Origin of the sequence: Kitasatospora xanthocidica (assembly GCF_014656195.1) — a bacterium.
In the GTDB taxonomy this organism is placed as follows: Bacteria; Actinomycetota; Actinomycetes; order Streptomycetales; family Streptomycetaceae; genus Kitasatospora; species Kitasatospora xanthocidica.
Map to the genome: position 1 here is coordinate 102,909 of NZ_BNBY01000012.1, position 25,900 is coordinate 128,808.

Consider the following 25,900-nt stretch of genomic DNA (forward strand, 5'->3'; position numbering starts at 1 on the left):
TCACCCAGGGGGAGTACATGGCGGCCGCCGCGTGGCACAGACGGATCGAGTGGTGGTTCAGGGGCGCCGCGCTGGTGGCGTTCCTGACGTACCTCCCGGGCTACCAGGCCTCCCACTCGGGCGGGCTGGTGGAGGTCGCACGCTGGCTGAACCACCCGGTGCTGCTGCTCGGGGCCGCGGTGGTGCTCCTGGTGGTCTCGATGGTGGTCCAGTTCGAGTTCCGGACCAGGTGGGCGCAGCTCGGCTGTGCCGCCGTCCTGTCGCCGCTGATCGTGGCCGCGGCGGGGATCGGGGGCCTGATGTTCCTCTTCGGTGACGACGGCCGGCTGGTCGACCGCAAACCCGACCCGAGCCGCCCCGACCACGTCCTGACCATCACCGACGTCGCCTTCTCCATCGACCCGATCTACCGGGTCGAGCTGCTGACCGGCAGCGGCTGGACGGCCCGCCACTGGGACCTGGGCACCTGGAACGAGGGCGACGGCTTCCGTAAGGCCGAGTGGTCCGGGCCGGGCCGGATCACGGTGACGGCGGAGCACGAGACCAGGGTCTACACCGTCAGCGACGACGGCCGGCTGGGCGAGCCCGAGGTCACCCGGCGGTAGGGGGCGCCTGTCGGTGGGTGGCGCTAGCGTCACCGGTCATGGGTTTCTCCGGATCTTTCGTGGTGGCGCGCTCCCCGCGGTCGTTGGCCGAACTGTCGGTGGTGCGGGCGGAGGCGGCGCAGCCGCTGTGGCAGGCCGAGGACGGTGACTGGCGGATCCTGCAGACGGCCGGGCCGGTCGAGGCGGGTGTCGAACTCGCGGCGGAGACCGGGGCTCCGGCGCTCGTGTTCCAGGTCCTCGACAGCGACGTCGTGTTCGCGCGGGCGTTCGTCCCCGGCGGCCGGAGCTGGCACTGTGCCTTCCCCGCGGACATGGCGCTGGACTACGAGGTCCCCGAGAAGTGGATCGGCGAGCCCGGGGAGGTCGCGCCCCGCGCGACCGGGTGGGCCGAGGCCGCGGGGCTGCGGCCGGACGAGGCCGAGGTGCGCGCCGTGCTGGAGCGCGACACCGATCCGGTCGCCGAGAGCTTGGTGCTCGACCTCGTCCACGCCCTGGGTTTCCGCTTCCAGGAGGGGTAGGCCCCCGCGCGACGGAGCCGCCACGCGGGGGTCGGGGTCGGGGTCGGGGCCGGGGCCGGGGCCGGGGCCCGTCTGGCTGTCACCAGCGGTCGATGCCCATGACCTTCGCCGCGTTGTGGATGGCGTTGTAGTGCGGGATCGACATGTCGGACTTCTTCTGGCCCGCGGGCAGGTTCTTGTCCGCGGTCCGGAATTCGTCCCGGGCGGAGGCGAGCAGGCCGGTGCCGTAGGAGACCGGGACGTCGTTCTTTCCGTGGATCGGGTGTGACTTGGCCGCGGTCTGGCTGCCCGCGTTGGCGAGGATGCTGCGGGCCTGGTTGTAGGCGTCGGCCTTGACCGTCTTGGGGTTGCGGACCTGTGCCTGCACCCCGGCCACCGGCTGTTCGGCGGCGAGGGCGGCGGGTGCTGCGGCGGCGCCGAGGGCACCGGCGGTCACGACGATCGCGAGGGCGTTCCGGAGGAGCCTGTCCATGCGGGTTCCTTTCGCTGAAACAATGTCAGGGAGTAGTGTCCGCAGCGGATTTGTCATCCGTACGGGTGCGAACGCCTCGGCCACTACCCCGGTGGTCCGCGACGGAAAACCGCGTTCCGCTCGGGGAGTTCGGGAACGATGCGATCAAGCCGTTTTCTCGGAGTGGGGAAGTCGTATCGCCATACTGGCCGGATGGATGCCGATCTCTACCCCGACCTCGTCGCCGCCGGAAGCCTGGGTGCCCTGCTGGAGCGGACGGCCGCCGAGCTGGCCCTGGACATCACGGTGGTGCCGGGGCACTCGGACGTGACGGCGGGCATCGCCGCCTCGGCCGACGGGCGCAAGCCGCTCACCGTCCACATCGGTGCCGAGCGGCGCTGGTTCGGTGTCACCGGCTGGAGCCGGGGGATCGAGATGGTCGCGGGCGGCACCACGGACCTCGGGGACGTCGTCCGGGCGGGCGTGGCCTGGGGCAGCGGGAAGAGCCTGGGGGAGCTGGGCGAGCTGCTGCCGTGGCTGGCGTCCGGCGAGTTCGCGCGGGCGGCCGAGCGCGGCCCGGCCGACGCGGTCGAGGTGGCCTGGCGCCGGCTCGGGGAGCAGGCGGCGGAGGCGCCCGAGTTCCCGGAGTTCGGGGCGCTGGTGGAGGCGACGCGGGCCGAGCCGAGGCTGCGGCAGCTGTTCCCGTTCTCCAGCATGTGGCGGGTCGGCTTCCGGGCCGGCCTCGGCAACGGGCATCCGCCGGCGGTCGTCGTCATCCCGGGCGACGCCACCCGCCCGTACCGCGTGCAGCGCAACCTCGCCTACCAGGGCGGGGAGGACTGGCGCGACGAGTACCTGATCGGCGAGGCCGGGACGGCGGAAGAGGCGGCAGCCCTCGCCGCGGCGCACGTCCCCGCGGACCTCGGTCCGGCCGTCGCCGGGCCCGACGACCTGTGAACGGCGGTTCCTCGTACGGCGGCCCTGTGAACGGCGACCCTGCGGAGGGGGCCGGGCAGCCGGGCCCGGAGGAGATCGAGTGGTGGTTCGCCGCCGTGGCGGACGGCCGGGTGAGCCGGGACGCGGCCGACCGCTGGGCCGGCCGGTGGCTCCACGACGACGAACTGTGGTGGGACGAGCTGTCCCTGTGGGCGCTGGACCTGCTGCACGGCATCGACCTGCCAGCCGGGCCGGACGGGCCGGACGGGCCGGGGGGTCCGTACCTGCACGACGAAGCGCAGGTACGGGAGTGGCTGGCGGAGTTCAGGCGCCGACGCTGACCGCCCCAGGGGCCCGTTTTCGAACCCCCGCCTGCGGGCCGACGCTTCCCCGGCTTTCGGCCGGGAGGTAGCCCCGGGGCACAAGCGCGCCTCGCGGCGTTGCCGTCGGTCGCCGATGTCCCCCAGCCTGGCGGTCGGGAGGTGCCCCCATCCTTCGCCTTGCGATGCGCGCACCCCAACGCCGCCCCGCCCGCGCCTGGCGGGCGGACGACGGGGTTCGAAGCCGGGCCCCAGGGTCAGGCCGTGGTGGCGGCGCCGCGGAGGCGGGCGGCGGAGCGGGACAGCAGTGCCGCCGCGACCAGGACGGGGCTGAAGCCCACCGCGCAGGCGGCGAGCAGGTTGACCGGGGTCAGCCCGGGCGGGGTGGCGGCGAAGAGGGCGGCGGCCAGCGGGGTGGTCAGGACGGGGGCGAGCAGGAGGGCGGCCGCCTGCTTCTTCTGCCGGCGCGTCCACACCTGGGACCTGGCGACCCGGGTGGCGGCGATGACGGCGGCCGCCAGGGCGAGCGCGGGCCCGACGGCCGGGACGAGCAGCAGCGGGTACGGGAGGACGGCGAACAGCAGGGTCAGGTTGGTGCGGCCGGAGCCCTCGGGTTCGGGCCGGGTGAGGCCGTCCTCGGCGAGCGCGGCGTCGGCGATCCGCCGGGGGCTGCCCAGCTGCTCCAGTACGCGGCGGACGGCGGCCTCGTCGGCCGGGTCGTGGTCGGCGAGCGAGACCTCGACGTGTTCGCGCAGGTCGGCGAGGAGTTCGCGGCGGCGCTTGTCGGGCAGCGGGGCGGTGTAGCGGTCGACCGCGTCGAGGTGGGCGCGGACCAGGGGGTGCTCGGTGGGGTTGTTCACGGGTTCTCTCCCGGGGCGAGGACGTGGTCGACGGTTTCGCGGAAGGCGGGCCACAGTGCGGTGAACTCCCGCAGTGCCTCGCGGCCGGCGTCGGTGAGCGTGTAGTAGCGGCGGGACGGTCCGCTGGCCGAGTCCCGCAGGAAGGTGTCGGCGAGTCCGGCGCGGCGCAGCCGGGACAGCAGCGGGTAGATCGTGCCCTGGCTGGTGGCGAGCATCGGGAAGCGGCCGAGTTCCTGGAGCAGCTCGACCCCGTACCGAGGGCCGTCCCGGAGCAGTGCCAGCACGCAGTACTCCAGCACGCCCTTGCGCAGCTGGGTCGCCACCGGCCCGTCGGAGGGCTCGGTGGAGGCCTCGCCGGGGCCGTCGGGGTTTGCGATGCCAGGTACCATGCATCACAAGGTAGCAGGTGGAGCAAGGTAGTGCGATGGACCTTGCGCGGGGAGAGTCGCGGGCGATAATCGTCTATGTGACGATAACGATGAAGAGGCTGCAGGCCGCCGTGCGGTCCATGGCCGCCAAGCTCGACGGCGTGACGACGGGCGACCTGGCAGCGTTCAGCCACCAGGACGGCGCCCACCCCTACCTCTTCGTTCAGGGCGGGGTCATCCACTGGGTCGTGGAGGAGCGGGGCCAGGTGCTCCAGCACCGGAGCACCGGCGACCTCGACGAGGCCCTGCACTGGGTCGCCCTCAATGCCACCCGCTCGATGGCCACGCGCTGGGAGCTGGGGCAGCGGCACCGGTTCCCCGAAGGCCGGGACAGCCGGATCGGCTGGCTGGCCAAGCAGGTCGACCTGCTCCGCCGTCTCGACACCGGATGGGCCGAGCGGTTCCGCGCGGGCATCCCCGTCCAGTGCCCGGGAGTTCGGCTGGAGGACGTGGACGCCCACCCCCTCACCTGGCCGGACGGGACGGGCGACCCGCTCACCCGCCCCCCGGGCAGGTGGTCCACCGCGTGGCGCCGGTCGCGCGGTTGACGGATTCGGTGGCCTGCCGCAGCTGACGCCGGTGCGGGCACGTCTCGGTGGGCCGGGCGGCCGATCATGTCGGCGGCGGAGCGTACTGTCCGCGCCATGAACACTCTTCGCCTCGAATCATGGTCCGAAGCAGGTCTGGAGATCCTGCACCGTCAGAACACCCCCGAGATGACCGAGCATCTCGGGGGGCCTGAGACCGAGCAGGCGATCGCCGATCGTCATCAGCGCTACCTGCGTCTCGCCGGCGGCGAGATGCTGATCGTCCGCCTCGGTGACGAGGCGATCGGTTCGGTCGGGTACTGGGAGCGGGAGTGGGGTGGTGAGGACGTGTACGAGACCGGATACGGGATTCTTCCGGAGTTCGGCGGTCACGGATACGCCGCCGAGGCCCTGCGGTTGGCTGCGGAGCGGGCGGCGGTGCGTGGCGCACGGCGTCACCTGCACGCGTTCCCCCACGTGGACCACGCGGCGTCGAACGCGGTGTGCCGCAAGGCCGGGTTCGAGCTGGTCGGCAAGGTCTCCTTCGAATACCCCAAGGGAACCTGGCTGCAGTCCAACGACTGGCGGCTCGACTTGAGCGCCCCGGGCACCTGACCGCACCGGTCGGACTACCCCCCCCTCGTCCGTCGATCTCACGGACCCGCACTCGCCCTGCCGCCGGCAGAGCTTGCAGGACACGCGCCGCCGGAGTGGAATCCGCACGGCGCGTCACGTCGCCACGAGGTAAGGGTCTGCCGATGCGGCTAGGCCCTCTCTTTCGGATCTTGTCGGATCAGCGCGCGGCGTTGGGCGCCCGGCTGGGCGTGCCGGCGGATCGTCCTCGTACTGGGTCGTACTTGGATGATTCGCCGGTGCGTCCAGGCGGGATGCCCGGCGTCGTGCGCCCGGCAAGATCCGAAAGAGAGGGCCTAGGCGAGCAGGCGGGCCGGGAGGTACGGGGAGTCGACGTGGACGGCCCAGCCGCGGGTGCGGCGGGCGTGGCAGGCGAGGGCGAGGACGCCCAGGCTGAGCGGGGCGTCGCGGTCCGTGTCGCGGTCGGCGACCGAGTGGTGGTCGCGGTGGGCTTCGAGGGCGTCCAGCAGGGCCAGGTTGAAGCTGGTCTCGTCACCCTCGACCAGCTGGGAGAAGAGGACGACGGGCGGCGGAAGGAAGAGCCCGTCCTCGGCCTTCGCGGCGTCGCGCAGGGCCCGTTCGGTGGCCGGGAGCGGGTCGACGCCCCGGAAGTAGTCGTGCAGGGCGACACGGTAGGAGGCGTACTCGGAGCCGTCGGCGGCGGAGTGGGTGGGGCCGGCCAGGACGATCGGGGCGAGGTCCTCGCGGTCGCCGCCGATCAGGGCGAGTTCGAGGGCGAGCTGCCACTGGCCGGGGCCGGAGTACTTGTCCCGGGTGGCGGGGTAGCGGACCGTCCGGCCGTCGACGGCCACCTCGGCCTCGGTGCCGGGCTCGGCGAGGGCGACGCGGAAGAGGGCCGCGCCCAGCTGGGAGGCCCGGCGAAGCGCGGCAAGCTGGGCGTCCGTGACGTCGGCGGACTGCGAGGCGCGGACCAGCAGGAGGTGCGCCTGCCGGTCCAGGGCGCGCGAGAGCCGGTAGGCGGCGAGGCGGTCGTCCGGCGCCGGGTTGATCGCCTCCTGGATCCGGCGTTCGAACCCCGCCTCGCTGTCCGGGTGGAGGGGCAGCGCCGGGGTCGGCCGGTCCAGGCGGACGGGCCCGGCGGCGAACTCGGCGACGGCGTCCGGGCGCCGGTCGCGGCCGAGGGCGCCGACCCGGGGCTCGGGCGTCGGGAAGCCGGTGACCAGGGCGAGCGGGAGGTAGTCCGTGTCGACGGCGGGCAGCCAACCGTGGGCGCGGTGGGCGAGCGCGGCCAGGGCGAGGGGGAGGAGGGGGAGCAGGCTGCGGGGGCGGGTGCCGTCGGCGCGGTCGAGGAGGGAGACCATCCCGGCGTCGAAGGCCTCGCGGTCCCCGGCGGCGAGAGAACGCAGGGTGTGGAGGGCGAGAGCGGCTTCGCTGTCCCGGTCCTGGACGCGGGCGAGCGCGGCGTCAATGGTCGCGAGCCGCTGCTCGGGGGTCTCGGGGTCGGGCGCGTCCTGGTCACGGGTGTAGCCGAAGAAGTGGGCCATGAAGCCGTTGGCGAGTTCGGCGGTGGCGTGGCCCTCGGTGACGCGCATGGACTGCCAGGTGAAGGCGAAGGCCTCGCCGTGCCAGGAGACCTTGTCGGAGAGGATCGCGAGGCAGAACGCGTCCAACCAGGCCTGGGGGCGGACGGTGCTCTCGCGGAGGGAGGCGTCCGCCTCCGAGCGGTCGTAGCTCATCCCGAAGTTCGGGTAGTCGAGGAAGACCTGGAAGCTGTCGTACGAGTAGTACGCGGCGAACGCGATGGCGCCGGCGGCGGCCTCCGTGGCGTCCTTGAGGACGGCCTTGGCCTCGGGGGTGTCGAGGGCGGGGGAGTCGACGGAGAGCGCACCGAGGTAGTCGAGGAACTCGTCGGCGATCAGGCGCCATTCGGTGGCGGCCATCAGCCCGGCGCGCGAGTAGGAGTGGACCATGCCCCCGATCCGGTCGAAGAAGCCCTCACGGGCTGCCGAGATCGCCGACTCGTTGACCTGGTGGCGCTCGATCCGCACTGTGCTGCTCCCCGTTGTTGCCTTGCTTGATCGCAAGCCTAGGCGTGGGGTCGGACAACGTGCCGGGCGGGCCGTTCGATGAACGGCCCGCCCGTGAGGATCAGGCGTCGAACTCCCCGGCACGGATGGCGGAAACGAGGTCACGCCATTCGGTGGGGGTGAGTTGGGCAACGGCGTCGGGCAGCAGGCTGCTCCGGACGTAGACGGCGTCGGACGTGATGGCAACCTCGGGGCAGTTATTGCCATCGCCACAGGCGTTGGGCTTTCGCCATTCCACAGGATCCCTCACATGCTGTTCATGATGCTGGAGATCACATCACGAGAGGCCGACGGATCGAGAGCGCGATCACGCATCGCCCCGATGATGTGCCGGTAGTTCTCCAGCTGGTTCATCTCGGTCAGGAACGCTGGCGATCCTACGGAGTCCAGCTGGACCGTATCGAGCCGGGGTACTGGCCCGCTCGCGTACAGCACTGCGTGACCCGCGCCCTTGAATCCCCCGGCCTTGAACTCCAATACGCGCAGTGTCACGTTGGGGGCTTCCGAGAGGACCAGTAGCTGCTTCAGCTGCTCACGCGCGACTGCCGCCCCTCCGAACTCCATCCGCAGTGCGGCCTCGTGCACAATCGCTTCATATTCGAGCGGATCGCCGCCGGTCAGGAGCTCAGCCCGCCGCATTCGGTTCTCGACCCGCGCTTCGATGTTCAGTGGTCGTAGCGGTGGATGGACCTCTCGGAAAATTGCCCGAGCTGTCTCCTCGGTCTGCATGAGTCCCGGAGCATGGCAGATCTGATACGTCACCAACACTCGTGCGTAGTGTTCGACCTCGGAGATCTCAAGAATCCCGGCAGGGACAAGCCCTCTGTGCTCCTCCCACCACCCCTTGGTTCGATCGGCGGCCATCTCGGCGACCGCGTCGACGTATGCGGCGTCGGCCTCCTCGTACTCGGATGCGAGTGCCAGGACACGTTCAGCGCTGATCGGGTAGGCACCCTGCTCGATCAGCGTGATCTTGCTGCGGTCCAGCCCGAGAACGGCGGCAGCGTCTCCAGCCGTGCGCCCGGCGGCCTCTCGCATCTTCCGAAGCTCGATGCCGACGCGCTTGCGGCGTGCGGTTGGGGTAGGTGGCATCTCCCCAGCATCCATCGTCGGCGCGCGACGAGTCCAGCGAGCAGATAGGCACATCTTCTTGGCTCGGCTAGCAAATTTGCTATCGCCTGCTCTACAGTCTGTGATGCACCGATCACCGGACGGATCGTCAGAAACGCCGCTCGGGCACCGAAGAACACCCATGCCCAATGGGCTCGTTCACGGCGACGCATCCGCCGGTCTCACCCTTTCCCCCTTCGGGAGACCCCTGTGCGCAACCTCAACTCCCCCTCCCTCACGCTCTCCCGCGACGCCCTCCGGGACGGCATGACCCGCGCGGGCTGGCCGCCCTCCTCCATCGCGGACGCCGAGCTCGCCATGGTCGAGCTCATCGTCAACGCCTGGCGCCACGCGGACACGACCTCCCCGGTCGTCCTCATCCTCTTCCTCCCCAACACCCTCCGGGTCACGGTCTCCGACCGCAGCCCCTGCCTCCCGGAGCAGCGACCCCTCTCCCTCCTCGCCGAGACCGGCCGGGGCCTCCAGCTCGTCGCGGGCCTCACCCACCGGTGGGGTGTCGACCCCCAACAGCTGGGCAAGAGCATCTGGTTCGAGCTGGACGGTGCCGCGTGAGCGCCCATCACCCCATCCACCCCGCCGACCCGGCCCTGCTGCACCTCACCGCCCGTCAACTCTCCGAGTTGATCGTCGAACTCCGGACGGAGGGTCGCGAGTTCGGCCTCCTCTGGCCCTCCGCCGCCCCGGGCGAGACCAACCTCCACGGCCGCCGCCTGATCAACCTCGGCAACATTCCGGCCAGTACCGTGATCAACCTCCTCGCGCTCCTGCGCGAGTACAAGCGCCACCGGGACGCCCACCCCCGATGCTCGGACTCCTGACCTTCAACCTTCTGGCCGCCCTCCTTGGAGCCCTCTGCGAAGCCCGGGCCCACACCGTCCGAGCCGCCCTTGCCTGACCGCACAAACGGGCCGCGCCCCGAAGATCTCGGGGCACGGCCCGTGCCGGGAGACCTGATGCCCAGTGCCGCTGGATCGAGCAGGTTCCAGCAAGTTCGTTGAGCGGCGACGGCGAATCGAGAAGCTGTCCAACAGGGCTCCGGCCGCGGTCCGGGGACCGGTCGAGCACGGCTTCGCGCACCTGAAGAACTGGCGTGCCACGACCAGGATCCGTCGGGAAGGTCGGTCAGGCCGAGGCGGGCCCGCGCCCACGCGTCCTGTCGAAGGCGATGCGGGTTAGCCAGCCGAGGCCGGCCGTGAAGAGCGGTGGCCACACGATCGGCCCGACGGAGTAGCCGACGAGTATCACGAGTGGGATCCAGCCACGGTTGATGGTCCGGTAGAGCACGCTGGGCGGGCGGATGCCGGCGAGCCGCGCCAGGTCGGGCAGTACGAGGAACGCCAGTGCCGCGGCCGTGGTCGGCAGGCCGTACTTCTGGCTCTCGAAAACGGCGAACGCGGCCAGCAGCAGCGTGAGAGCACCCCAGGCGGTTCGTGCAGGCCAACCAGCGCCGTCCGCAGCGGAGTTGCGTGACGGTCCGGCGGTGCCCAGGGGTTTGACGGTCACATTCAGATCATAGATGACAACACGTCAACAGACAGGGGGACCGCGGAAACCAGCACCGCTCATCTGCGCGCGGCCGGCCTCGGTGCGATCGCCGGCCTGGGTTTCGTCGGCCTCGACGGCAGCGACCGCGCTGGGGCGAGCAAGGTCATGAGCGGAAGGCGGCGGCGTTCTCCGCCGCCCACTGCCGGAACGGCCTGGCCGGGGAGCCGGTGACCTGTTCAACGGTGTCGCGCACCGCACGGATCGCGTCGTTGAGGTCCCCGCCGGAGACGTCGAGCACCGCGTCCGCGGCCTCCTCCCCGAAGACGGTGGCCATCGCGGAGTGGGCCTCCTGCCGACTGATCTCGGTGAAGGGCACCTCCCGGCCCAGGGCCGCCGCGATGGCCTCGGTCTGCTGCCGGGCGGTCACCGGATCGGGGCCGGTCAGGGCGTACGTCCGCCCGTGGTGGCCGGGCTCGGTCAGCGCCACCCGCGCCACCGCCGCGATGTCCGCGGGGTGGATCGTGGGGAGCGCGGCGTCCGCGTACGGCGCGTGGACCGTCTCGTGGGCGCGGATCGAGGCCGCCCACATCAGGGAGTTCGAGGCGAACTGGGTCGGCCGCAGGATCGTCCAGTCCATTCCGCTGCTCTTGAGCGCCTGCTCGACCGCCAGGTTCTCGGCGGCGGGGCCGAGGTGGGAATGGGTCTGGACGGTGATGGAGGACACCAGCACCACGTGCTCCACCCCCGCCTCCCGGGCGGCCTCCAGGATCTCCTCGTCCGGCCCCAGCCGCGACACCAGGAACAGCGAACGCACCCCGGTCAGCGCGGGCTTGAGCGAGGCCACGTCCGCGAGGCTGCCCGCAACGGCCTCGACGCCCTCGGGGAGCCCGGCCCCGGCGACATCGCGGGTGAGCCCCCTGAGCGGCCCGGCGCCGTGCGCCCGCAGCTCCTTGAGGAGTGCACTTCCGATGTTTCCCGTGGCTCCCGTGACGAGAATCATGAGCGTCCCTCCCGGTGTTCGAAATGATCAACCGGAGGTCACGCTAGGACTTCAAGCTCACTTCAGGTCAAGGCGACTCCCGGCCGGCCGTTGCCTGCCCTACTCGGGTCGCCGGCGTGCGAGATGGACGGTGATGTCGGCGGTGATCTCGACCGTCTCGGGCAGGACCCGCGTGATCGCGTCGTACGCCTGCCTGCGCCTCGATCGCGGCAGCTGGAGATACGCCGAGACGGTCGACAGGTAGCCGACGTAGTCAGTGGACCGCATCGTCAAGCGCCGCTCGACGACGGCCTGCTGAACGTCGAGGAACAGCTGGGACCGTTGCAGTTCCGTACCCGGCCACTGCATCTCCTCATCCGGAGCGGTTCCGTCGGGAGAAGGAATCTCATCGCTTTCCAGGAACGGCGCCCGGGCAGCACGCACCGACTCCTCGACGGCTGGGTCGGCCGGCTGGACCGGGCCACCGCATGAAGCGAACACGCCCTCCGGTTCAAGGAGCGCCGCCACTCTCGACCATCGACCCTCCGGGCGTGTCCAATGCAGGGCCGCCGCCGCATAGACCAGCCCATGGGGTTCGCTCGGCCGCAGGTCCTCGAACGCGGCCCGCACGGTCGTCACGTTCGCGGGAACGGTCTTGTTCAGCTCGGCAAGCATGGCAGCGTCGGGGTCGGTCGCCGTCACCATGACCCCGTGCCCCGCGAACAGGCGGGTTGCCTTGCCTGTCCCCGCACCGATCTCCAAGGCCGTCCGAACCGGTCGGCCCGCATACGTCGTCACCAAGTCGAAGAGCTCTTCGGGATACCCCGGCCGGAACCTTTCGTAGGCTTCCGCGATCGCGCCGAAGCTCAGTGCCCGTGCAGACATGTCGAGCATCCTGGCACGACCGGGGCAGGCCCTGCTCGGCAATACCCGGTGATCCTTGGCCTTCCGATTCGAGGCGTCCTGGTCGGACGGGAGTCTCGATCGGGTGGCTGCGGCCGCCGCCGTGCCTGAGAGCAGGGCCTCTCGGTAGCCCGCACAGGGTGTCGACGCCAACGAGCGCGGGAAGTCGGCCCGGCCGACTTCCCGCGCAGGCCTCCGCCCTGCGGAGGCTGTCGGGCCGACAGTCGTCAACCACCGGGGGAGCTCAGCCGTCGGCGGGTCGGCTCCCGCGGTTCGCCTTGTCGAGGAGCGACTGTGGCACCGGTTGCGCGGCAACGGCGGCCGCCCGCCGCTACCGGAATGCGGGCAGGTTGCGCGCGGCCCATGCGCCGAACGGCGCGGCCGGGCGGCCCAGGACTGCCGCCACGTCCGGGCTGACCGCCAGTTCGCTGGGGAACGGGAGGCCGAGGACGTCCAGGGCGCCGGGGATGATCTCCTCGGGCATGAACCGCGCCAGCTGTGCGTGGGCCTGTTCGCGGGACAGCTCGACGAAGGCCACCTCCTCGCCGAGGACCTCGGCCAGCGCCGCGGTCTGCTCTCGCGGGCTGACGGGCGCGGGGCCGGTGAGCTCGTACGTCCGGCCGGCGTGCCCGTCCTCGCGCAGCGCGGCCGCGGCGACCGCCGCGATGTCGGCCGGGTCGACGAGGGGCAGCGCCACGTCGCCGAAAGGGGCGAAGACCGTGCGCTCGGCGCGGACCGTCTCGGCCCAGGCGAAGGCGTTGGAGGCGAAGCCGCCGGGTCGCAGGACGGTGAACTCCGGTCCGGAGGTGCGCACGGCGGCCTCGAACTCCCGCAGCCGGGCGTGCGACGGCGAGTCCGGGCGGGTGGCGTTGGCCTGTGAGGAGACCAGGACGATCCGCTCGACCCCGGCGTCCGCGGCGGCGGACAGCAGGGTGTCCGGGCTCTCGCCCCGGCTGTTGAGCTCGCCGCCCAGCACCAGGAACAGCGCCCGGGACCCTTCGAGGGCGGGCCGCAGGCTCGCGGCCTCGCCGACGGTGCCCCGGACCCACCGGACGCCGGCCGTGTGGTGTGCGGGCTGCGCCTGCCGCGACACGGCCACGACCTCCTCGTCCGCCCCTGCCAGCAGCTCCACCAGCGTCCGTCCGATGTTGCCGGTGGCACCCGTCACTGTGATCATCGCGATCCCCTCCCGTTGTGAGTTAGTCGGCTGACTTAGAAAGACCGTAGCACGCGTCCACCGGCGGCTGTCTATAGTGAGTTGGGTGACTGACTCAGTGAATCGGCGCGTAGCGGCGTCCCAGAAGCGCCGACGGCTCACGGCGGCCGCGGCCCGGGTCCTCCACGAGCAGGGGGTCGAGCGCACGACGCTCGCCGACATCGCGCGCGAGGCGGACGTCCCGGTCGGGAACGTCTACTACTACTTCAAGACCAAGGACGACCTGGTCCGTGCCGCGCTGTCCGAGCACGGCACGCACCTGGGCGAACTCGCCGAGGAACTGGGGCGGTTGGCCGACCCGCGGGGCCGGCTCAAGGCGCTCGTCGAGGCCTGGATCGGGCAGCGCGACGTCGCCGCCCGGTTCGGCTGCCCGGCCGGCACCCTGGCCGTCGAGCTGGACAAGCGGGCCGACGGGGTCCTCGACGCGGAGGCCGGCGCGGTGATCCGGCAACTGCTGGAATGGGTGGGCGGGCAGTTCCGCGAGCTGGGCCTGCCCGACCCGGACGGCCTGGCGCTCACCCTGGTCGCCGGCTACCAGGGAATGTCGCTGCTGGCCAACGCCCTGCGCGACCCGGACGTCATGACCCGGGAGGGCACCCGGCTGCTGCGCTGGCTCGATTCGCTGGAGGTTCCGGCGGGCGGTTGAGCGAGTCTCAGGGGGCCTGGGGGCCTTCGGGGCTCGGGGGGCTCAAGAGTTCGGGGTTCGGTCGCCGAGCAGTCGGTGGGCGAGGAGGTGGAGCGCCGCCTCGACGCGCTCGGGGGAGACGCCCTGGTCGCGGTGGCGGCGGTAGACCTCCGGGGCGAGCGGCGCCAGCAGGTGGTCGGCGAGCACGTCCGGGTCCGGGGCGTGTGCCGCCGCCGCGAGCATCCGGACGTGGGCGCGCCAGAAGCCGTAGGCGCCGGTGGTCAGGCGGGCCGGGCCGGTCTCGGCGCCGAGCAGCAGGTGGGAGTGGCGCTCCAGCAGTCGGACCATCGCCGAGTAGAAGGCGCTCAGCCGCTCGGCCGGGGTGGTGGCCGGTTCCGGACCCAAGGGGCCCTCGCCGCGCAGGAGTCGCTCCTGGATCTCGTGCTCGTGGGCGTCCAGCAGCGCGCGGGCGATCGAGGCGCGGTCGGGGTAGCGGCGGTAGAGCGTGCCGCGGCCGACCCCGGCCGCCTTGGCGATGTCGTCCATCGTCACGGTCGCCGGGTCGCGGGTGGCGAACAGCTGCTCGGCCGCTTCCAGGACCTTGGCTCGGTTGCGGGCGGCATCGGCGCGTTCGGCGGGTGGCATGGGGCGATCCTAACAAGTGGACGCACCGTCCACTTGGGGGCTAGCATCGGCCCCAGTCAAGTGGACACGATGTCCGCTTAGTGCTTCCGGAGGTACGTCGTGCCCTGGCTCCTCCTGCTCGCCGCCGGCCTGGTGGAGGTCGTCTGGTCGCAGAGCATCAAACCGACCGACGGCTTCACCCGGCCCGGCCCCACCGCCCTGTGCGTGCTGCTCGGCGCGCTCTCCGTCTACCTGCTCTCCCGGGCGATGCGCGACCTCCCGGCGGGCCTCTCCTACGCGCTGTTCACCGGGATCGGCACGGTCGGCGCCATCACGCTCGGCACGGTCCTGCGGCACGAACCCCTCGGACTGGGACGGCTGGCCGCCCTGCTGCTGATCGTCGCCGGGCTCGTCCTGGCCCGGCTCACCGCCTCGGACTGAGCGCCGTCGCGCCCTACCCGCCGCTCCGGTCGTGCGGTCCGACCGTCGTCGCCAGCGCGCCCGGCAGTTCGGCGCAGGCGGTGCGGAGCCGCCGTACGAGGTCCTCGCGGGTGTGCCCGGACGGCTGCGCCACCCAGCCGTCCAGGGCCTGGTGGAACGCGGCGACCGACATGTCCACCGCTAGCCGGGTGCGCAGCTCGGCGGTGCCGGGGCGTGCGGAGCTCGCAGGGTCTGCGGGGCCTGCAGGGGGTGCGAGGCTGAAGCGCCGGTTGATCGCCGACACCGCCGCCCGGGTCGTCCGGTCGCAGAAGGCCAGCCCGTGGGCGTCCATCGAGGGCGTCCGGGCGGCCAGTCGCCGGCTCGCCAGTACGCGATCGGCCCAGCCGTCGGCCGGCATCCGGCCGATCGCCCCGGCGAGGGACTCCTCCAGGACCGTCACGAGACGGCGTCCTTCCGCCGGGTGGCTCTCCAGTACCTCCAGGAACGCCGCCCACAGGTCCTGGGTGGGCGCCATCGCGACGTCTTCCTTGCTGGTGAAGGTGCGAAAGAAGGTCCGCTTGGAGACCTCGACGGCCTCGCACAGCCGATCCAGCGTCACCCCGTCGAAGCCGTGTGCGTCGAACAGCTCCAGTGCGGTGTCGATCAGCGCCTGGCGGGTGCGCAGCTTCTTGCGCTCGCGGAGCGGGAGCGCGGCGGCCGATTCGGTGCCGTTCGCAGCGGTCTTCGCGGCGGTCTTCTCGGAAGTCATCGCGGCCAGTGTATTCGGGGCAGAGGTGCCACCTGTAGGCTTATGCCACTCAGTGGCAGAATCTTGGGGAGGATCTTCCATGCGTGCACTCCTGGTCGACCGCTCGGCCCCCGGCGGCCTGCGCCTCGGTACGGCTCCGGACCCCGAACCGGCGTCGCACCAGGCGCTGGTGAGGGTGACCGCGACCTCGCTCAACTACGGCGAGGTCGCCTTCGCCCTCGACTCGGTGCCCGACGGCACCGTCCTCGGCTGGGACGCCGCCGGGGTCGTCGAACGCGCCGCCGCCGACGGCTCCGGACCCGCCGTCGGAACCCCCGTGGTCACCCTGATGCCCGCCGGGGCCTGGGCCGAACTGCGGGCCGTCGACACCGACGTGCTCGGCGTGGCGCCCGCCGGCGCCGACCCGGGCGCGCTCGCCACCGTTCCGGTCGCGGGCGCCACCGCCCTGCGCGCCCTGCACCGCCTCGGCCCGCTGCTCGGCCGTACCGTCCTGGTCACCGGCGCCACCGGCGGCGTCGGCCGCTACACCGTCCAACTCGCCCGCGCGGCGGGCGCGCACGTGGTGGCGTCCACCGGCTCGCCCGCCGAGAACGGCGACCTGCTGCGCCGCCTCGGCGCCCACCAGGTGGTCGCCACACCGAAGGAGGCCGCCGGACCGGTCGACGGCGTGGTCGATCTCGTCGGCGGACCCCAACTGGTCGAGGCCTACGAGATCCTGGGCGAGGGCGGCACCCTGGTCGCGGCCGGACACAGCGCCGGCCGGGGCGAGGACTTCCCGTTCGGCGCGCTCTTCGGCGACCGGTCCCGGCACGACCGCTCCGTGGTCACCTTCTTCCTGCCCGCCTGCACCGGCCTCGGCCGCGACCTCGGCTGGCTCGCCCACCGGGTCGCCGCAGGCGAGCTGGACCCCGGCATCACCTGGCGCGGCAGCTGGGACGGCGCGGCGGAGGCGGTCGACGCCCTGCTCGGCGGGCGGCTGCACGGCAAGGCGGTGCTGACGGTCGGTTCCTGAAGCCGTGCCAGAAGGTCGGGGCCCAGGCGTGTGGGCCCCGGCCGTACGGCGGGCGGCTGCCTACCGGAAGTCCACCGCGTGGTCCCGGACCCACGAGCGGACGTCGCGCGGCGGCCGCCCGAGCACCCGCTCCACGGTGTCGGTCACCCGCTCCGGCTCACGGGTGAACGACTCCCAGGCCCGCAGCCGGGAGTCCACGAACGCCGCGTTCCCCCAGGCCGCCGTCAGCTGTTCGCGGGCCGTCTCCGGCGCCAGCTCCTCCCACCGCAGGTCGACGGCCAGCTCCTCGCCGATGATCGCCGCCAGGTCGGCGTGCGCGAGCGACTCCGGCCCGGTGACGACGTACCGGGCGCCCGCGTGCCCGTCCTCGGTGAGCGCCCGCACCGCGACGTCCGCGATGTCCCGCTCGTGCACCAGCGAGCGGCGCGCCCGCCCGTACGGCCAGCGGACCACGCCCTCGCGCACCTGGCCGGCCCAGGCGAGCAGGTTGCCGGCGAAGTCGATCGCCCGGACGAAGGTCCACTCCAGGCCCGAATTCCGGATCAGCCGCTCGATCTCCTGGTGGAAGACCGCGGCCGGCTCGTCGTCCGCGAGGTCGGCCACGTCCGCCGACAGGTAGACGACCCGCTCGGCGTGCCGGGCGATCAGCTCGACGACCCGGGGCTCCACCGGCAGCCCGGGCCACATCAGGTAGACCGCCGACACCCCGTCGGCCAGGGCCGGCTCCAGGCTCTCCGGGTCCGTCAGGTCGCCGCGCACGGCCTCGACCCCCGCGGGCAGCGAAGCCTTCGCGCTGTCCCGCACCAACGCCCGTACCTCGTGGCCGCCTTCGGCCAGCGAGGCCACGACGTGCCTGCCCACACTGCCGTTCGCGCCGATCACCAGAATCTTGGTCATGCCCGGCCCAACACCGGGTGGCCGGGGGCTATGCCCGAGCGCTGTGCCCGAGCGCTGTGCCCGAGCGCCGTGTCCGAGCTGCTGCGCCCGGTCGCCTACCAGCCGCACTCCTCCGGGCCGACCGGCTCCAGGCCGACCTGGCGGGCCAGCCACCGGGCCCGTTCGAGGTCGCCGCCACGGAAGTGGACGAACAGCGTGTGGTCGTCGGAGGGGCGGTCGAAGTCGACGTTGCGACTGTTGACCGCGATCTGCAGATGGGTGTCCTTGGCGCGCGGCTCCAGGCCGAGTTCCGGCACGGCGGGCCAGAAGAAGTGCGTCCAGGACAGCGAGCCGGGGCCGCTCCCGACGACGTCCAGGAACAGCTCCTCGAACCCGCCGGGCGGCTCCGCCTTCGCCTGGAACTCGAGCGGGCCCAGCCCGTCGAACCGGGGATCCCCGGCGTCGAACAGGCCCCGGACCTCCTCGTATCCGAGACGGGGGTGGTTCGGCCAGGGGGTGGCGCCCCGGCCGGTCGGGAAGGCCGCGAACAGGCGGCGCGCCTCGGCCGGCGTCCGGGCGGTGGTCTCGCCCTCGACCAGGAAGCCGTCCATCGGTACGGCGAGCGCCAGCAGCCGCCGGGCGGCGTCGTGGGCGGCCCGCAGGTCCGGCGTCCGCAGGACCGGAAGGGCTCGGGAGGTGCTCATGGCGAGGAGTCAAACAGCCCGGGAGCGCCGGATCACCCGAATAAGCCGGGGCCGGCCCTGTAGACCGGGGCGGGCCCTGCGGCCCCGGGCGCTAGGCTCGCCGGATGCCCGACGAACACCTGCGGCTCGCCGTCCTGGGAAGTGCGACGCCCTACCCGAGCGCCGACAACCCCTGCTCCGGCTACCTGGTGTCCGGCGGTGGCGCCCGGGTCTGGGTGGACGCCGGCACCGGCACCCTGGGCCCGCTGCAGCGCCACGTCCGGCTGGACGAGCTGGACGCGATCTGGATCTCCCACCTGCACGCGGACCACTGCGCCGACCTGCTCACCGCCTACTACGGCGCCCTCTACGCGGACCTCCGGCTCGCCGCGCCGATCCCGCTCTACGCCCCGCCCGGCACCGCCGACCGGCTGGCGGACTTCCTGACCAACACGGCGCGCCGCAGCCCGGTCGAATCAGCCTTCGCCGTCACCGAGTTGACCGACGGCCACCGGATGGAGGTCGGCCCGCTCACGCTGACCAGCCGGGCGGTGGAGCACGGGATGCCGGCCTTCGCCCTCCGGGTGGCGGCCGGCGGCCGGTCGCTGGTCTACTCCGGCGACACCGCCCCGTGCCCCGCCCTCACCGAACTGGCCCGGGACTGCGACCTGTTGCTCTGCGAGGCGGAGATCGCCGAGCCCGAGCCGGACGCCGGCGCCGGGCTGCACCACACCCCCGAGCAGGCCGGTGCCACCGCCGCGGCGGCCCGCGCCGCCCGGCTGGTGGTCACCCACGTGGGCCGCACCATGACCCCGGCCGAGGCCGTCGGCCGTGCGGCGGCCCACTTCGCCGGCCCGGTCGCGCACGCGGACCCGGGTGCGACCTTCACCGTCTGACGGCCGGGGGCTGGGGCCGTAGCCCTGGCCTCAGCCGACCCGCACCACGTACTTGCCGGTCGCCCGCCGTTCCTCCATCGCGTCGTGCGCGGCCGGGACGGCGGCCAGGTCGGGCAGTTCGGTGACGGGCAGCTCCAGGCCGCCGTCGGCGAGAAGGTCGACGACCCGGCGGATGGCCCGGGCGAGCCGCTCCGGGGCGGTGGCCGCGAAGCCGCGGTGGCTGAAGCCGGTGACGCTCAGGTTGCCCGCCATCAGACGGCCGAGCGGGGGCAGGTCGGCGACGGCGCCGCCGCCCGCGTTGCCGAACAGGACGATCCGGGCGCCGGGTGCCGCCACGGCGAGGTCGAGGTCCAGGGCCTCGGTGCCCAGCGGGTCGAGCACGAGGTCGACGCCCCGGCCGTCGGTGGCGGTCCGGATCGCCTCGGCCAGGTCCTCGTCGCGGGCGAAGGCGTGGTGGTAGCCGGTGGCGAGCGCGGCGGCGGCCTTCTCGGGGCGGCCGACGGTGCCGATCAGCCGGCCGCCGCCGAGCAGCGGGACGAGCTGGGCGAGGGCGTGGCCGATCCCGCCGCCCGCCGAGTGCACCAGGACGGTGTCCCCGGCGGTGAAGCGGCCGGCGTCGGTCAGCAGCAGCATCGCGGTGGCCAGGCCCAGGGGGACGGCGGCGGCCTCGCGCAGCCCCACCCCGTCCGGGAGCGGCACGGTGAGCACCGCCTCGGCGGTCACGACCTCCGCGAGCCCGGCGCCGACGGGTGCGGCGACCACCCGGTCGCCCACGGCCAGCCCGGTGACGCCCTCGCCGAGCTCCCGGACGGTGCCGGACACCTCCTTGCCGGGCCGGTACGGCCAGTCGGCGGCGTACGCGGCGTCGCCGCGGCGGGTCATCACGTCGACGAAGTTCAGTCCGGCGTAGGCGACGTCGATCGTCACCTGTCCGGGCCCGGGCCTGGGCGCCTCGATCTCCCGGATCTGCGAGTTCTCGGCCCCACCGGGTGCGGTCATCACCAGTGCGCGCATGTCGGTCCCCCTCGACTACGATGTTCGACGAACTACGAAATTGACGCGGGACAGTGGTACCACGTCGCTTCGATGGATGTCGAACATCGCAGATCAGGGAGGTCCCACCGTGCCCCGCAGCACCCGCCGCCGACCGGCGCTCGCGCACCCCGCGACCGAGGAGATCGACCTCTTCGACGTCCTGCACGCGCTCTCCGACCCCACCCGGATGACCATCGTGCGTGTTCTGCGCGCGGAGCCGGAACGGGCCTGCGGCACCTTCCCGGTGGACGTGGCGCCCTCGACCCTCAGCCACCACTTCAAGGTGCTGCGCGAGTCCGGCCTGATCAGCCAGCGCGAGGAGGCCAACCGCCGCTTCTCCGCACTGCGCGCGGCCGACCTGGAGCACCGCTTCCCCGGCCTCCTGGACACCGTCCTCGCCGCCCACGACCGCACCGCGTCCGGGGCGGTGTCCGGGGTCGGGTCCGGGGCCGGGGCGGGTGCGCGGGTCGAGGGCGGCGAGGAGGGCTAGGCGGGGAGGGCCAGACGGGGAGGCTCGGTCGGGGGAGGCCGGGTGCGGGGGGTCGGCGGGGCTCAGTGCCGCCGCCAGACCACCCAGTTCTGCGTCGCGTCGGCCCGGTCGACGTACCAGTCGGCGGGGTGGCCCGGCCACCAGGCCTCCGGCGGCTGTCCCGCCAAGGGCAGCGGGGTGACCAGGACGTCCGCCTCCGCGGGGACGGGCTGCCAGCGCGGGTCGCGGTACCAGACCCGGCCCTCGTAGGCCTCGAAGGCGTAGGTGTCGCGCAGCGAGCCCTTGACGTCCCAGGCGAAGACCACGTTCTCGGCCTGCCCGATCCCGGAGTCGCGCCTGAAGGTGCCCGCCGTGTCCTGGCTGACCTTCTCGTGCGGCACCGAGATGTGCGCGGTGATCGTCGCGGTCGCGAAGGCGCCGAACAGCGCCAGGGAGAGGCCGATCGCCGGGAGCACCCGCCGGCCCCCGGAGAAGCGCACCATGACCACCGCGGCGAGCACGACCAGTGCGGCGGCGGTGGCCCGGAACATGTTGAGCCTGGTCCAGTCGGCGGCCAGGAACGAGACGTCCGGCAGGCCCCAGAGCACGAAGAGCTCGTCGCGCAGCTTCGAACCGGCCGACAGCACCACCGCCCCGGCGAGCAGCACCGTCAGTCCGGCCGCCAGGGCCGCCGTGCGGACCAGGACGCGGCGCCCGGACCCGGCCAGCACGGCGGCGCCGACCAGGAAGGCCGACGGGACGAGGTACGAGGTGTAGCGGGCGTAGACCCAGTCGTCGATCCGGCCGTCGGCGGGCAGCGCGGCGGCGGCGGCGAGGGCGGTGCCGACCAGCAGCGCCACCAGGACGCCGCCGGTGATCCGCAGCTCCCGCGGGGCGCGGCGGTCGAACACCGCGAACAGGCAGGCGACGACGGCCAGCCCGCCGATGCCCCAGGTGGAGACGGTGAAGTACCAGATCTGTCCGGCGGTCCGGGTGAGCGTCCGCTGGGCGGCCTCCGGGTCGGTCAGACCCCGCCAGAGGAACCCGCCGACGTCGCTGTTCGCGACGCCGAACCGGGCGCGCAGCCAGGCGGAGAGCAGCTTGCCGCCGAGCACGCCGAGGCCGAGCGTCGCGAGCCCGGCGACGGTGCTCCGCCACGGCGCCCGACGCAGCAGCAGGACGCCCAGGAACACGGCGGCGGTCAGGGCGACCACCACGCCGCCGCGGTCATGGGTGGCCATCGCGTACCCGGCGGCCGCGCCCGCGCCCACGGCATGCCAGACGCGGCGCCGCAGCGGGCCGTCGGCGAGCCAGCCGTGCAGGCAGAGCAGCCAGGCGAGGATCAGGACGGGCAGCACGGCGTCGGTCATGACGAACTGCGAGTAGAAGATCACCGGCGGCAGCAGCGCGGTCACGGCGCCGAAGACGTACGCGAGCCGCCGGTCCAGGCCGAGCCGGCGCAGCGCGACGTAGGCGAGCGGCAGGATCAGCGCGTTGACCGCCGCGTTCAGGCCCATGATCAGCTGGTAGGCGGTCACCGGGTCGTCGGCCAGCCGCAGCGCGGGGGAGATCAGCAGCGGGTAGCCGCCGGGGAGGACCTCGCCGACCGGGATCGCCGTCGGCGGGCGGCCGGCCAGGACGCGGGCCAGGACGAGGTAGGAGTCCTCGTCGGGGTGCACGGACGGGAAGTTCAGGTGCCGGACGAGGACGAGCCGGAACAGCAGCTCGGCGACGTAACCGGTGAGCAGGGCGATGCCCGGCCGGGCGGCGACCCACCGGGTGACGGCGGGCAGGGTGGATCTGAGAGGCCGCATGGGCCGCACCCCTCCTAACGGATTCTTCTGATGGCGGTATATGTCGTTTGACTGACTATATGGTTCGCCTCGAAGGGAGCAGTACGCCGCCCGGGCCGATCCCGGATCACCGCCCCGTCGCCGGCGCCGCCGTCCTTGCCGCTGCCCGGTGGCGGCGGTGGTACGAGACCGTGACGGCGGCCAGCAGCGGGGCCCAGGCCACGGTGGGCAGGTAGCGGAAGCCCACCAGGAAGTGGCCCGCCGGGGTCATGTCCGTCCCCGGCATCGCCCACCACCCGGCGAAGGGCGTCCAGAGCAGGGCCAGCCCCGCCGCGCCGAGCGAGGCCGCCAGGACCACCGCGCGGGGGAGGGATGCCTCAGTCCGCCGTCGGGGAACACCGGGGGACGCCTGCCGCCGGGAACGCCCGCCGCCGGAGCGCCCCCCCGCCCGTGCTCAGCGCAGGCGCGAGGAGGACAGGATCGACGCCAGGTGCGCGACCACCATGCCCCAGGTGATCACCGTGATCCCGGCGAGCGTCGCCCGGGTCGCGTCCAGGTTGCCCAGTCCGGCGTCCACCGCGGCCGCCGTCAGCAGCACCAGCGAGGCCTCGATGCCGTTGGTCACCCGGTGGATCTTGAACACCGAGGCCAGCCGGCGGGCCGTCGCGATGCCCTGCGAACGCGGCTGCGTCGACTCCTCGTCCGCCGGCGGCTGCCCGCTGCGCGCCCGGGCCACGTCCACCAGGTCCGTCGAGGCCTTGAGCAGCACCACGCCCAGCGCGGCCGCCAGGCCCACCGACACCCACAGCTCCGAGCCGCCGCGCGCGGCCCGTACGCCCGCGCCGATCATCAGCGCCGCGTCCGCCAGGTAGGCGCCGAGCCGGTCCACGTACACCCCGGCGATGCTGAACTGGCGCTTCCAGCGCGCCACTTCGCCGTCCACGCAGTCGAAGAGCAGGAACAGCTGGAACAGCACCGCCGCCAGCACCGCGCCGGTCAGGCCCGGGATCAGCAGGGCGGCGCCGCCGCCGACCCCGCACACCACCATCACCCAGGTGAGGGTGTTCGGGGACACCGAGGTGCGGACCAGCTGCCGCGTGGTCCGCAGCGAGATCCGCCGCATGTACAGCCGACCCGCCCAGTGCTCACCGTTGCGGCTCTGCAGCTTGGCCTGCGGCTGGCACACCTCGCGAAGCTCGGCGAGCGCCGGAGCAGCCACCATGACGACATCCCTCCACCTGTCCCGTAACGATCACCACAGGCTACGGCCTGCACGGAGCGCCCCGACCAGCCGGTACGGCTCCCGCGGCCCCGCCCGCCGCCGGTGCGGCCGGGCGAAAACCGGTGGGCCCGCCGACGGGCCCCGGGCTAGGCTGCGCGGGTTCGCCGGAACCGGAAGCACCGGGCCCGACCACCCTTGCCCCGCAAGCCCGTTGACGTGCACCGCGACGACCGGGGAGCGGCCGCGGGGCGACCGGGGAACGGCCGCGGAGCGACCGGGGAACGGCCCCGGACCGGAACGAGGAGTTGCCAGACCCATGGACACCACGGGCGCCGCGCCACACCGCCCCGACCTGGCCCGACTGCTGGACGGCCACCGTCCGCAAGGCCCGGTGGAGACCGCCGACCACGAGCGGGCCCGCCGCCTCCTCGACGCCGACGACCCCTGGAACCGGGGCACCTTCCCGCTCCACTTCACCGCCTCCGCGCTGATCGTCCACCCGCCGACCCGCCGCGTCCTGCTGCGCTGGCACGTCCGCCAGCAGGCCTGGCTGCAGATCGGCGGCCACGGCGACCCGGGGGAGACCCGGCCGCTCGACATCGCCCTGCGCGAAGGCCGGGAGGAGACCGGCCTGGACGACCTCACCCCGTGGCCCGACGCGGCCCTCGTCCACCTGGTCGCCGTCCCCGTGCCCGCCTCGGCCGTCGAACCCGCCCACGTCCACGCGGACCTGCGCTTCCTCCTCGCCACCGACACCCCGGAGCTGGCCCGGCCGGAGAACCCGGCCTCCCCGCTGGAGTGGCTCACCGTCGAGGAGGCCGCGCTGCGGACCACCGAGGACAACCTCCGCGAGACCCTCGCCCGCGCCGCCCGCCTGCTCCCGCCCGCCTGACGCGCCTCCCGCCCCACGTACCTCCCGCCCGACGCACCTCCCCTGGAGACCACCGGATGCACACCGACCAGATCCTCATCTTCGACGCCGACGACACGCTCTGGGAGAACAACGTCCTCTTCGAGCGGGTCATCGACGGCTTCCTGGACTGGGTCGCCACCCCGGCCGAGCGGGCCGCCACCCGCTCCCTCCTGGACGGCATCGAGGCCGCCAACTCCGCCGCCCTCGGCTACGGCGCCACCGTCTTCCGGCAGAGCCTTGCCGACTGCCTCCAGCGGCTGAACGACCGCACCCCCAGCACGGCCGAGCTCGCCCGGATCGACGAACTGCTCACCCCGCTGAACCGGCGGGAGGTCGAGCTGATCCCCGGGGTCGCCGACACCCTCGCCGCGCTCGCCGACCGCCACCACCTCCTCCTGCTCACCAAGGGCGACCAGGAGGAGCAGCAGCGCAAGGTGACGGTGTCCACCGTCGACCACCACTTCCGGGGCGTCCACATCGTGGCCGAGAAGTCCGTCGACACCTACCGGCAGCTCACCGCCGACCTCGACCTCGACCCGGACCGGACCTGGATGATCGGCAACTCGCCCAAGTCCGACATCGCCCCCGCCCGCCGGGCCGGCCTGCGCACCGTCTACATCCCGCACGAGCACACCTGGGTGCTGGAGCACGAGGAACTCGGCCCCGACGAGGCGACGCTGCAGCTCGGCGCCTTCACCGAACTGCTGCGCCACTTCTGACCGGCGCTCAGCCGACCAGCGCGGCCGCCGACACCGGAGCCCCGTCCCGGTACAGCCAGGCCCGCTCGGCCGCCGACCACGCGCTCGTCGTCAGCAGATAGAGCGCGGCGGCCACTGGCACCAGCAGCGCGAACAGCACCGACCCGAACGACAGGTACGGCAGCAGTCCCGCCCCCGGCTGCGGGGCGGGCTGCGCCGCGGCCGCCCGCCGGGCCCGGCGGTAGTTGACGAACCCGACCGCCGCCAGCCCCGCGTACAGCACCCCGAACACCGCCACCTGCCCGGCACCCTGCGCCCCGCCCACGTGCAGACCCAGCGGCACCCCGAACAGGGTGTGGTCGAGCAGGTCGTTCGGCGTGGTGAACAACCGGTACATCACCGAGAAGAACGGGATCTGCACCAGCAGCGGCAGACACCCCGCGAACGGCGACACCTGCTCCTTCCGGTACATCTCCGCCAGCGCCTCCTGCAACTTCTCCGGACGCTTCTCGTACTTCTTCCGCAGCGCGGTGACCTTCGGCGCGAGCACGGCCCGCGCCTTCTCCCCCCGCGCCGCCGCCCGCGCCAGCGGATGCAGCGCGAGCCGAACGGCCACGGTGAACAGGACGATCGCGAGGGCGGTCGGAAGGACGTGGGCGATGGCGGCGACGACAGTGTGCGCGACGGCGACCGCGGGATCGAGAACGGCGAGAACGGACATGGTGAAGCGAGCCCTCCGGGGTCTCAGAACATGAGTGATCGGCGGAGGACGGCCGCGAAGAGGTACGGAACAGCCGTACGGGGATTGCTCGTACGGAACTGCGA

Annotated in this window: 34 protein-coding genes; 15 read left to right on the top strand and 19 right to left on the bottom strand. The window is 73.1% G+C overall.

The window, feature by feature from the left end; translation table 11 throughout:
* Window positions 1-17 precede the first annotated feature (17 nt).
* Both IE332_RS22145 and IE332_RS22150 read left to right on the top strand, forming a co-directional pair.
* A complete protein-coding gene (locus tag IE332_RS22145; protein ID WP_189919233.1) occupies window positions 18-605 on the top strand; it encodes a hypothetical protein in 588 nt (195 codons plus the stop codon).
* 38 nt (window positions 606-643) lie between these two features.
* Complete coding sequence (locus IE332_RS22150; protein WP_189919235.1) at window positions 644-1,123, top strand: hypothetical protein; 480 nt, start codon at window positions 644-646, stop codon at window positions 1,121-1,123.
* Between the two features lie 79 nt (window positions 1,124-1,202).
* Here IE332_RS22150 and IE332_RS22155 read toward each other — a convergent pair whose 3' ends face one another.
* Entirely contained in the window at window positions 1,203-1,595 is a 393-nt protein-coding gene (locus IE332_RS22155) for a hypothetical protein (protein WP_189919237.1), read from the bottom strand.
* 192 nt (window positions 1,596-1,787) lie between these two features.
* Between IE332_RS22155 and IE332_RS22160 the strand changes: the two genes are divergently transcribed.
* A complete protein-coding gene (locus tag IE332_RS22160) occupies window positions 1,788-2,531 on the top strand; it encodes a DUF6193 family natural product biosynthesis protein (RefSeq protein WP_189919239.1) in 744 nt (247 codons plus the stop codon).
* A 26-nt stretch (window positions 2,532-2,557) separates the two neighbouring features.
* Window positions 2,558-2,851, top strand: coding sequence for a hypothetical protein (locus tag IE332_RS22165; RefSeq protein ID WP_229928798.1), 294 nt, complete (start codon window positions 2,558-2,560; stop codon window positions 2,849-2,851).
* Between the two features lie 236 nt (window positions 2,852-3,087).
* On the opposite strand, the gene IE332_RS22170 is transcribed toward IE332_RS22165, so the two are convergent.
* Window positions 3,088-3,690, bottom strand: a complete 603-nt coding sequence (locus IE332_RS22170) for an HAAS signaling domain-containing protein (RefSeq protein ID WP_189919241.1) — start codon at window positions 3,688-3,690, stop codon at window positions 3,088-3,090.
* Complete coding sequence (locus tag IE332_RS22175) at window positions 3,687-4,079, bottom strand: PadR family transcriptional regulator (RefSeq protein ID WP_189919242.1); 393 nt, start codon at window positions 4,077-4,079, stop codon at window positions 3,687-3,689. Before IE332_RS22175 ends, IE332_RS22170 begins: the two co-directional genes overlap by 4 nt.
* Before the next feature lie 77 nt (window positions 4,080-4,156).
* On the opposite strand from IE332_RS22175, the gene IE332_RS22180 reads away from it, so the two are divergent.
* Window positions 4,157-4,666, top strand: a complete 510-nt coding sequence (locus IE332_RS22180; RefSeq protein ID WP_189919244.1) for an Imm63 family immunity protein — start codon at window positions 4,157-4,159, stop codon at window positions 4,664-4,666.
* 96 nt (window positions 4,667-4,762) lie between these two features.
* Window positions 4,763-5,260, top strand: coding sequence for a GNAT family N-acetyltransferase (locus tag IE332_RS22185; protein WP_189919246.1), 498 nt, complete (start codon window positions 4,763-4,765; stop codon window positions 5,258-5,260).
* A gap of 314 nt (window positions 5,261-5,574) precedes the next feature.
* Here IE332_RS22185 and IE332_RS22190 read toward each other — a convergent pair whose 3' ends face one another.
* The 3 genes from IE332_RS22190 to IE332_RS22200 form a co-directional block, all read right to left on the bottom strand.
* Window positions 5,575-7,287: an immunity 49 family protein gene (locus tag IE332_RS22190; RefSeq protein WP_229928799.1), complete on the bottom strand. Its 1,713-nt coding sequence runs from the start codon at window positions 7,285-7,287 to the stop codon at window positions 5,575-5,577.
* A gap of 100 nt (window positions 7,288-7,387) precedes the next feature.
* On the bottom strand, window positions 7,388-7,576 hold the full coding sequence (locus IE332_RS22195) for a DUF397 domain-containing protein (protein WP_308437593.1): 189 nt from the start codon (window positions 7,574-7,576) through the stop codon (window positions 7,388-7,390).
* The gene (locus IE332_RS22200) at window positions 7,573-8,580 is read right to left on the bottom strand and encodes a helix-turn-helix domain-containing protein (RefSeq protein ID WP_373313793.1); all 1,008 of its coding nucleotides are present in this window, start codon (window positions 8,578-8,580) and stop codon (window positions 7,573-7,575) included. The genes IE332_RS22195 and IE332_RS22200 overlap by 4 nt, the downstream gene beginning before the upstream one ends.
* A 66-nt stretch (window positions 8,581-8,646) precedes the next feature.
* On the opposite strand from IE332_RS22200, the gene IE332_RS22205 reads away from it, so the two are divergent.
* Together IE332_RS22205 and IE332_RS22210 are read left to right on the top strand one after the other, a co-directional pair.
* Entirely contained in the window at window positions 8,647-9,009 is a 363-nt protein-coding gene (locus IE332_RS22205; RefSeq protein WP_189919252.1) for an ATP-binding protein, read from the top strand.
* A complete protein-coding gene (locus IE332_RS22210) occupies window positions 9,006-9,275 on the top strand; it encodes a hypothetical protein (RefSeq protein ID WP_189919254.1) in 270 nt (89 codons plus the stop codon). Before IE332_RS22205 ends, IE332_RS22210 begins: the two co-directional genes overlap by 4 nt.
* A gap of 304 nt (window positions 9,276-9,579) precedes the next feature.
* Here the strand turns inward: IE332_RS22210 and IE332_RS22215 are convergent, their stop codons facing one another.
* The 4 genes from IE332_RS22215 to IE332_RS22230 form a co-directional block, all read right to left on the bottom strand.
* On the bottom strand, window positions 9,580-9,960 hold the full coding sequence (locus tag IE332_RS22215) for a DUF4260 domain-containing protein (RefSeq protein WP_229928801.1): 381 nt from the start codon (window positions 9,958-9,960) through the stop codon (window positions 9,580-9,582).
* A 145-nt stretch (window positions 9,961-10,105) separates the two neighbouring features.
* Entirely contained in the window at window positions 10,106-10,942 is an 837-nt protein-coding gene (locus tag IE332_RS22220) for an NAD(P)H-binding protein (protein ID WP_189919256.1), read from the bottom strand.
* Window positions 10,943-11,041: 99 nt separating this feature from the next.
* Entirely contained in the window at window positions 11,042-11,806 is a 765-nt protein-coding gene (locus IE332_RS22225; RefSeq protein WP_189919258.1) for a class I SAM-dependent methyltransferase, read from the bottom strand.
* Window positions 11,807-12,155: 349 nt separating this feature from the next.
* Window positions 12,156-13,001: an SDR family oxidoreductase gene (locus tag IE332_RS22230; protein WP_189919260.1), complete on the bottom strand. Its 846-nt coding sequence runs from the start codon at window positions 12,999-13,001 to the stop codon at window positions 12,156-12,158.
* An 85-nt stretch (window positions 13,002-13,086) separates the two neighbouring features.
* Here IE332_RS22230 and IE332_RS22235 point away from each other — a divergent pair, with 85 nt between their 5' ends.
* The gene (locus IE332_RS22235; RefSeq protein ID WP_189919263.1) at window positions 13,087-13,686 is read left to right on the top strand and encodes a TetR/AcrR family transcriptional regulator; all 600 of its coding nucleotides are present in this window, start codon (window positions 13,087-13,089) and stop codon (window positions 13,684-13,686) included.
* A 42-nt stretch (window positions 13,687-13,728) separates the two neighbouring features.
* On the opposite strand, the gene IE332_RS22240 is transcribed toward IE332_RS22235, so the two are convergent.
* The gene (locus IE332_RS22240) at window positions 13,729-14,310 is read right to left on the bottom strand and encodes a TetR/AcrR family transcriptional regulator (protein ID WP_189919264.1); all 582 of its coding nucleotides are present in this window, start codon (window positions 14,308-14,310) and stop codon (window positions 13,729-13,731) included.
* Between the two features lie 99 nt (window positions 14,311-14,409).
* Between IE332_RS22240 and IE332_RS22245 the strand changes: the two genes are divergently transcribed.
* Window positions 14,410-14,730: a DMT family transporter gene (locus tag IE332_RS22245; protein ID WP_189919266.1), complete on the top strand. Its 321-nt coding sequence runs from the start codon at window positions 14,410-14,412 to the stop codon at window positions 14,728-14,730.
* Between the two features lie 13 nt (window positions 14,731-14,743).
* Here IE332_RS22245 and IE332_RS22250 read toward each other — a convergent pair whose 3' ends face one another.
* Window positions 14,744-15,478 carry a TetR/AcrR family transcriptional regulator gene (locus IE332_RS22250; protein ID WP_189919268.1) on the bottom strand — a complete coding sequence of 245 codons (735 nt, stop codon included), beginning with the start codon at window positions 15,476-15,478 and terminating at the stop codon, window positions 14,744-14,746.
* A gap of 79 nt (window positions 15,479-15,557) precedes the next feature.
* On the opposite strand from IE332_RS22250, the gene IE332_RS22255 reads away from it, so the two are divergent.
* Window positions 15,558-16,490 (top strand): zinc-binding dehydrogenase, encoded by a 933-nt coding sequence (locus IE332_RS22255; RefSeq protein WP_189919270.1) that lies wholly within the window; start codon window positions 15,558-15,560, stop codon window positions 16,488-16,490.
* A 60-nt stretch (window positions 16,491-16,550) separates the two neighbouring features.
* On the opposite strand, the gene IE332_RS22260 is transcribed toward IE332_RS22255, so the two are convergent.
* Complete coding sequence (locus IE332_RS22260) at window positions 16,551-17,387, bottom strand: SDR family oxidoreductase (protein ID WP_189919272.1); 837 nt, start codon at window positions 17,385-17,387, stop codon at window positions 16,551-16,553.
* 95 nt (window positions 17,388-17,482) lie between these two features.
* On the bottom strand, window positions 17,483-18,070 hold the full coding sequence (locus tag IE332_RS22265; protein WP_189919274.1) for a hypothetical protein: 588 nt from the start codon (window positions 18,068-18,070) through the stop codon (window positions 17,483-17,485).
* 104 nt (window positions 18,071-18,174) lie between these two features.
* On the opposite strand from IE332_RS22265, the gene IE332_RS22270 reads away from it, so the two are divergent.
* Window positions 18,175-18,945, top strand: coding sequence for an MBL fold metallo-hydrolase (locus IE332_RS22270; protein WP_189919276.1), 771 nt, complete (start codon window positions 18,175-18,177; stop codon window positions 18,943-18,945).
* Between the two features lie 30 nt (window positions 18,946-18,975).
* On the opposite strand, the gene IE332_RS22275 is transcribed toward IE332_RS22270, so the two are convergent.
* Window positions 18,976-19,959, bottom strand: a complete 984-nt coding sequence (locus tag IE332_RS22275; RefSeq protein WP_189919278.1) for a quinone oxidoreductase family protein — start codon at window positions 19,957-19,959, stop codon at window positions 18,976-18,978.
* 109 nt (window positions 19,960-20,068) lie between these two features.
* On the opposite strand from IE332_RS22275, the gene IE332_RS22280 reads away from it, so the two are divergent.
* A complete protein-coding gene (locus IE332_RS22280; protein WP_308437594.1) occupies window positions 20,069-20,470 on the top strand; it encodes an ArsR/SmtB family transcription factor in 402 nt (133 codons plus the stop codon).
* A gap of 62 nt (window positions 20,471-20,532) precedes the next feature.
* On the opposite strand, the gene IE332_RS22285 is transcribed toward IE332_RS22280, so the two are convergent.
* The 3 genes from IE332_RS22285 to IE332_RS22295 form a co-directional block, all read right to left on the bottom strand.
* Window positions 20,533-22,263, bottom strand: a complete 1,731-nt coding sequence (locus tag IE332_RS22285) for a phospholipid carrier-dependent glycosyltransferase (RefSeq protein ID WP_189919288.1) — start codon at window positions 22,261-22,263, stop codon at window positions 20,533-20,535.
* A 106-nt stretch (window positions 22,264-22,369) separates the two neighbouring features.
* Window positions 22,370-22,600 (bottom strand): hypothetical protein, encoded by a 231-nt coding sequence (locus IE332_RS22290; RefSeq protein ID WP_189919503.1) that lies wholly within the window; start codon window positions 22,598-22,600, stop codon window positions 22,370-22,372.
* 96 nt (window positions 22,601-22,696) lie between these two features.
* Complete coding sequence (locus tag IE332_RS22295) at window positions 22,697-23,464, bottom strand: CDP-alcohol phosphatidyltransferase family protein (RefSeq protein ID WP_189919290.1); 768 nt, start codon at window positions 23,462-23,464, stop codon at window positions 22,697-22,699.
* 316 nt (window positions 23,465-23,780) lie between these two features.
* On the opposite strand from IE332_RS22295, the gene IE332_RS22300 reads away from it, so the two are divergent.
* On the top strand, window positions 23,781-24,356 hold the full coding sequence (locus tag IE332_RS22300) for an NUDIX hydrolase (RefSeq protein WP_189919292.1): 576 nt from the start codon (window positions 23,781-23,783) through the stop codon (window positions 24,354-24,356).
* A gap of 56 nt (window positions 24,357-24,412) precedes the next feature.
* Entirely contained in the window at window positions 24,413-25,096 is a 684-nt protein-coding gene (locus IE332_RS22305; protein WP_189919294.1) for an HAD family hydrolase, read from the top strand.
* Between the two features lie 7 nt (window positions 25,097-25,103).
* Here the strand turns inward: IE332_RS22305 and IE332_RS22310 are convergent, their stop codons facing one another.
* Window positions 25,104-25,796 carry a YidC/Oxa1 family membrane protein insertase gene (locus IE332_RS22310; protein ID WP_189919296.1) on the bottom strand — a complete coding sequence of 231 codons (693 nt, stop codon included), beginning with the start codon at window positions 25,794-25,796 and terminating at the stop codon, window positions 25,104-25,106.
* Window positions 25,797-25,900: the final 104 nt, after the last annotated feature.

Bases quoted from the DNA above. Each gene is read 5' to 3' on its own strand.
- IE332_RS22145 (WP_189919233.1), top strand. From the start codon at position 18: ATGGCGGCCGCCGCGTGGCACAGACGGATCGAGTGGTGGTTCAGGGGC.
- IE332_RS22150 (WP_189919235.1), top strand. From the start codon at position 644: ATGGGTTTCTCCGGATCTTTCGTGGTGGCGCGCTCCCCGCGGTCGTTG.
- IE332_RS22155 (WP_189919237.1), bottom strand. From the start codon at position 1,595: ATGGACAGGCTCCTCCGGAACGCCCTCGCGATCGTCGTGACCGCCGGT.
- IE332_RS22160 (WP_189919239.1), top strand. From the start codon at position 1,788: ATGGATGCCGATCTCTACCCCGACCTCGTCGCCGCCGGAAGCCTGGGT.
- IE332_RS22175 (WP_189919242.1), bottom strand. From the start codon at position 4,079: ATGGTACCTGGCATCGCAAACCCCGACGGCCCCGGCGAGGCCTCCACC.
- IE332_RS22185 (WP_189919246.1), top strand. From the start codon at position 4,763: ATGAACACTCTTCGCCTCGAATCATGGTCCGAAGCAGGTCTGGAGATC.
- IE332_RS22200 (WP_373313793.1), bottom strand. From the start codon at position 8,580: ATGGGTGTTCTTCGGTGCCCGAGCGGCGTTTCTGACGATCCGTCCGGT.
- IE332_RS22220 (WP_189919256.1), bottom strand. From the start codon at position 10,942: ATGATTCTCGTCACGGGAGCCACGGGAAACATCGGAAGTGCACTCCTC.
- IE332_RS22225 (WP_189919258.1), bottom strand. From the start codon at position 11,806: ATGTCTGCACGGGCACTGAGCTTCGGCGCGATCGCGGAAGCCTACGAA.
- IE332_RS22230 (WP_189919260.1), bottom strand. From the start codon at position 13,001: ATGATCACAGTGACGGGTGCCACCGGCAACATCGGACGGACGCTGGTG.
- IE332_RS22240 (WP_189919264.1), bottom strand. From the start codon at position 14,310: ATGCCACCCGCCGAACGCGCCGATGCCGCCCGCAACCGAGCCAAGGTC.
- IE332_RS22250 (WP_189919268.1), bottom strand. From the start codon at position 15,478: ATGACTTCCGAGAAGACCGCCGCGAAGACCGCTGCGAACGGCACCGAA.
- IE332_RS22255 (WP_189919270.1), top strand. From the start codon at position 15,558: ATGCGTGCACTCCTGGTCGACCGCTCGGCCCCCGGCGGCCTGCGCCTC.
- IE332_RS22260 (WP_189919272.1), bottom strand. From the start codon at position 17,387: ATGACCAAGATTCTGGTGATCGGCGCGAACGGCAGTGTGGGCAGGCAC.
- IE332_RS22265 (WP_189919274.1), bottom strand. From the start codon at position 18,070: ATGAGCACCTCCCGAGCCCTTCCGGTCCTGCGGACGCCGGACCTGCGG.
- IE332_RS22270 (WP_189919276.1), top strand. From the start codon at position 18,175: ATGCCCGACGAACACCTGCGGCTCGCCGTCCTGGGAAGTGCGACGCCC.
- IE332_RS22275 (WP_189919278.1), bottom strand. From the start codon at position 19,959: ATGCGCGCACTGGTGATGACCGCACCCGGTGGGGCCGAGAACTCGCAG.
- IE332_RS22285 (WP_189919288.1), bottom strand. From the start codon at position 22,263: ATGCGGCCTCTCAGATCCACCCTGCCCGCCGTCACCCGGTGGGTCGCC.
- IE332_RS22295 (WP_189919290.1), bottom strand. From the start codon at position 23,464: ATGGTGGCTGCTCCGGCGCTCGCCGAGCTTCGCGAGGTGTGCCAGCCG.
- IE332_RS22300 (WP_189919292.1), top strand. From the start codon at position 23,781: ATGGACACCACGGGCGCCGCGCCACACCGCCCCGACCTGGCCCGACTG.
- IE332_RS22305 (WP_189919294.1), top strand. From the start codon at position 24,413: ATGCACACCGACCAGATCCTCATCTTCGACGCCGACGACACGCTCTGG.
- IE332_RS22310 (WP_189919296.1), bottom strand. From the start codon at position 25,796: ATGTCCGTTCTCGCCGTTCTCGATCCCGCGGTCGCCGTCGCGCACACT.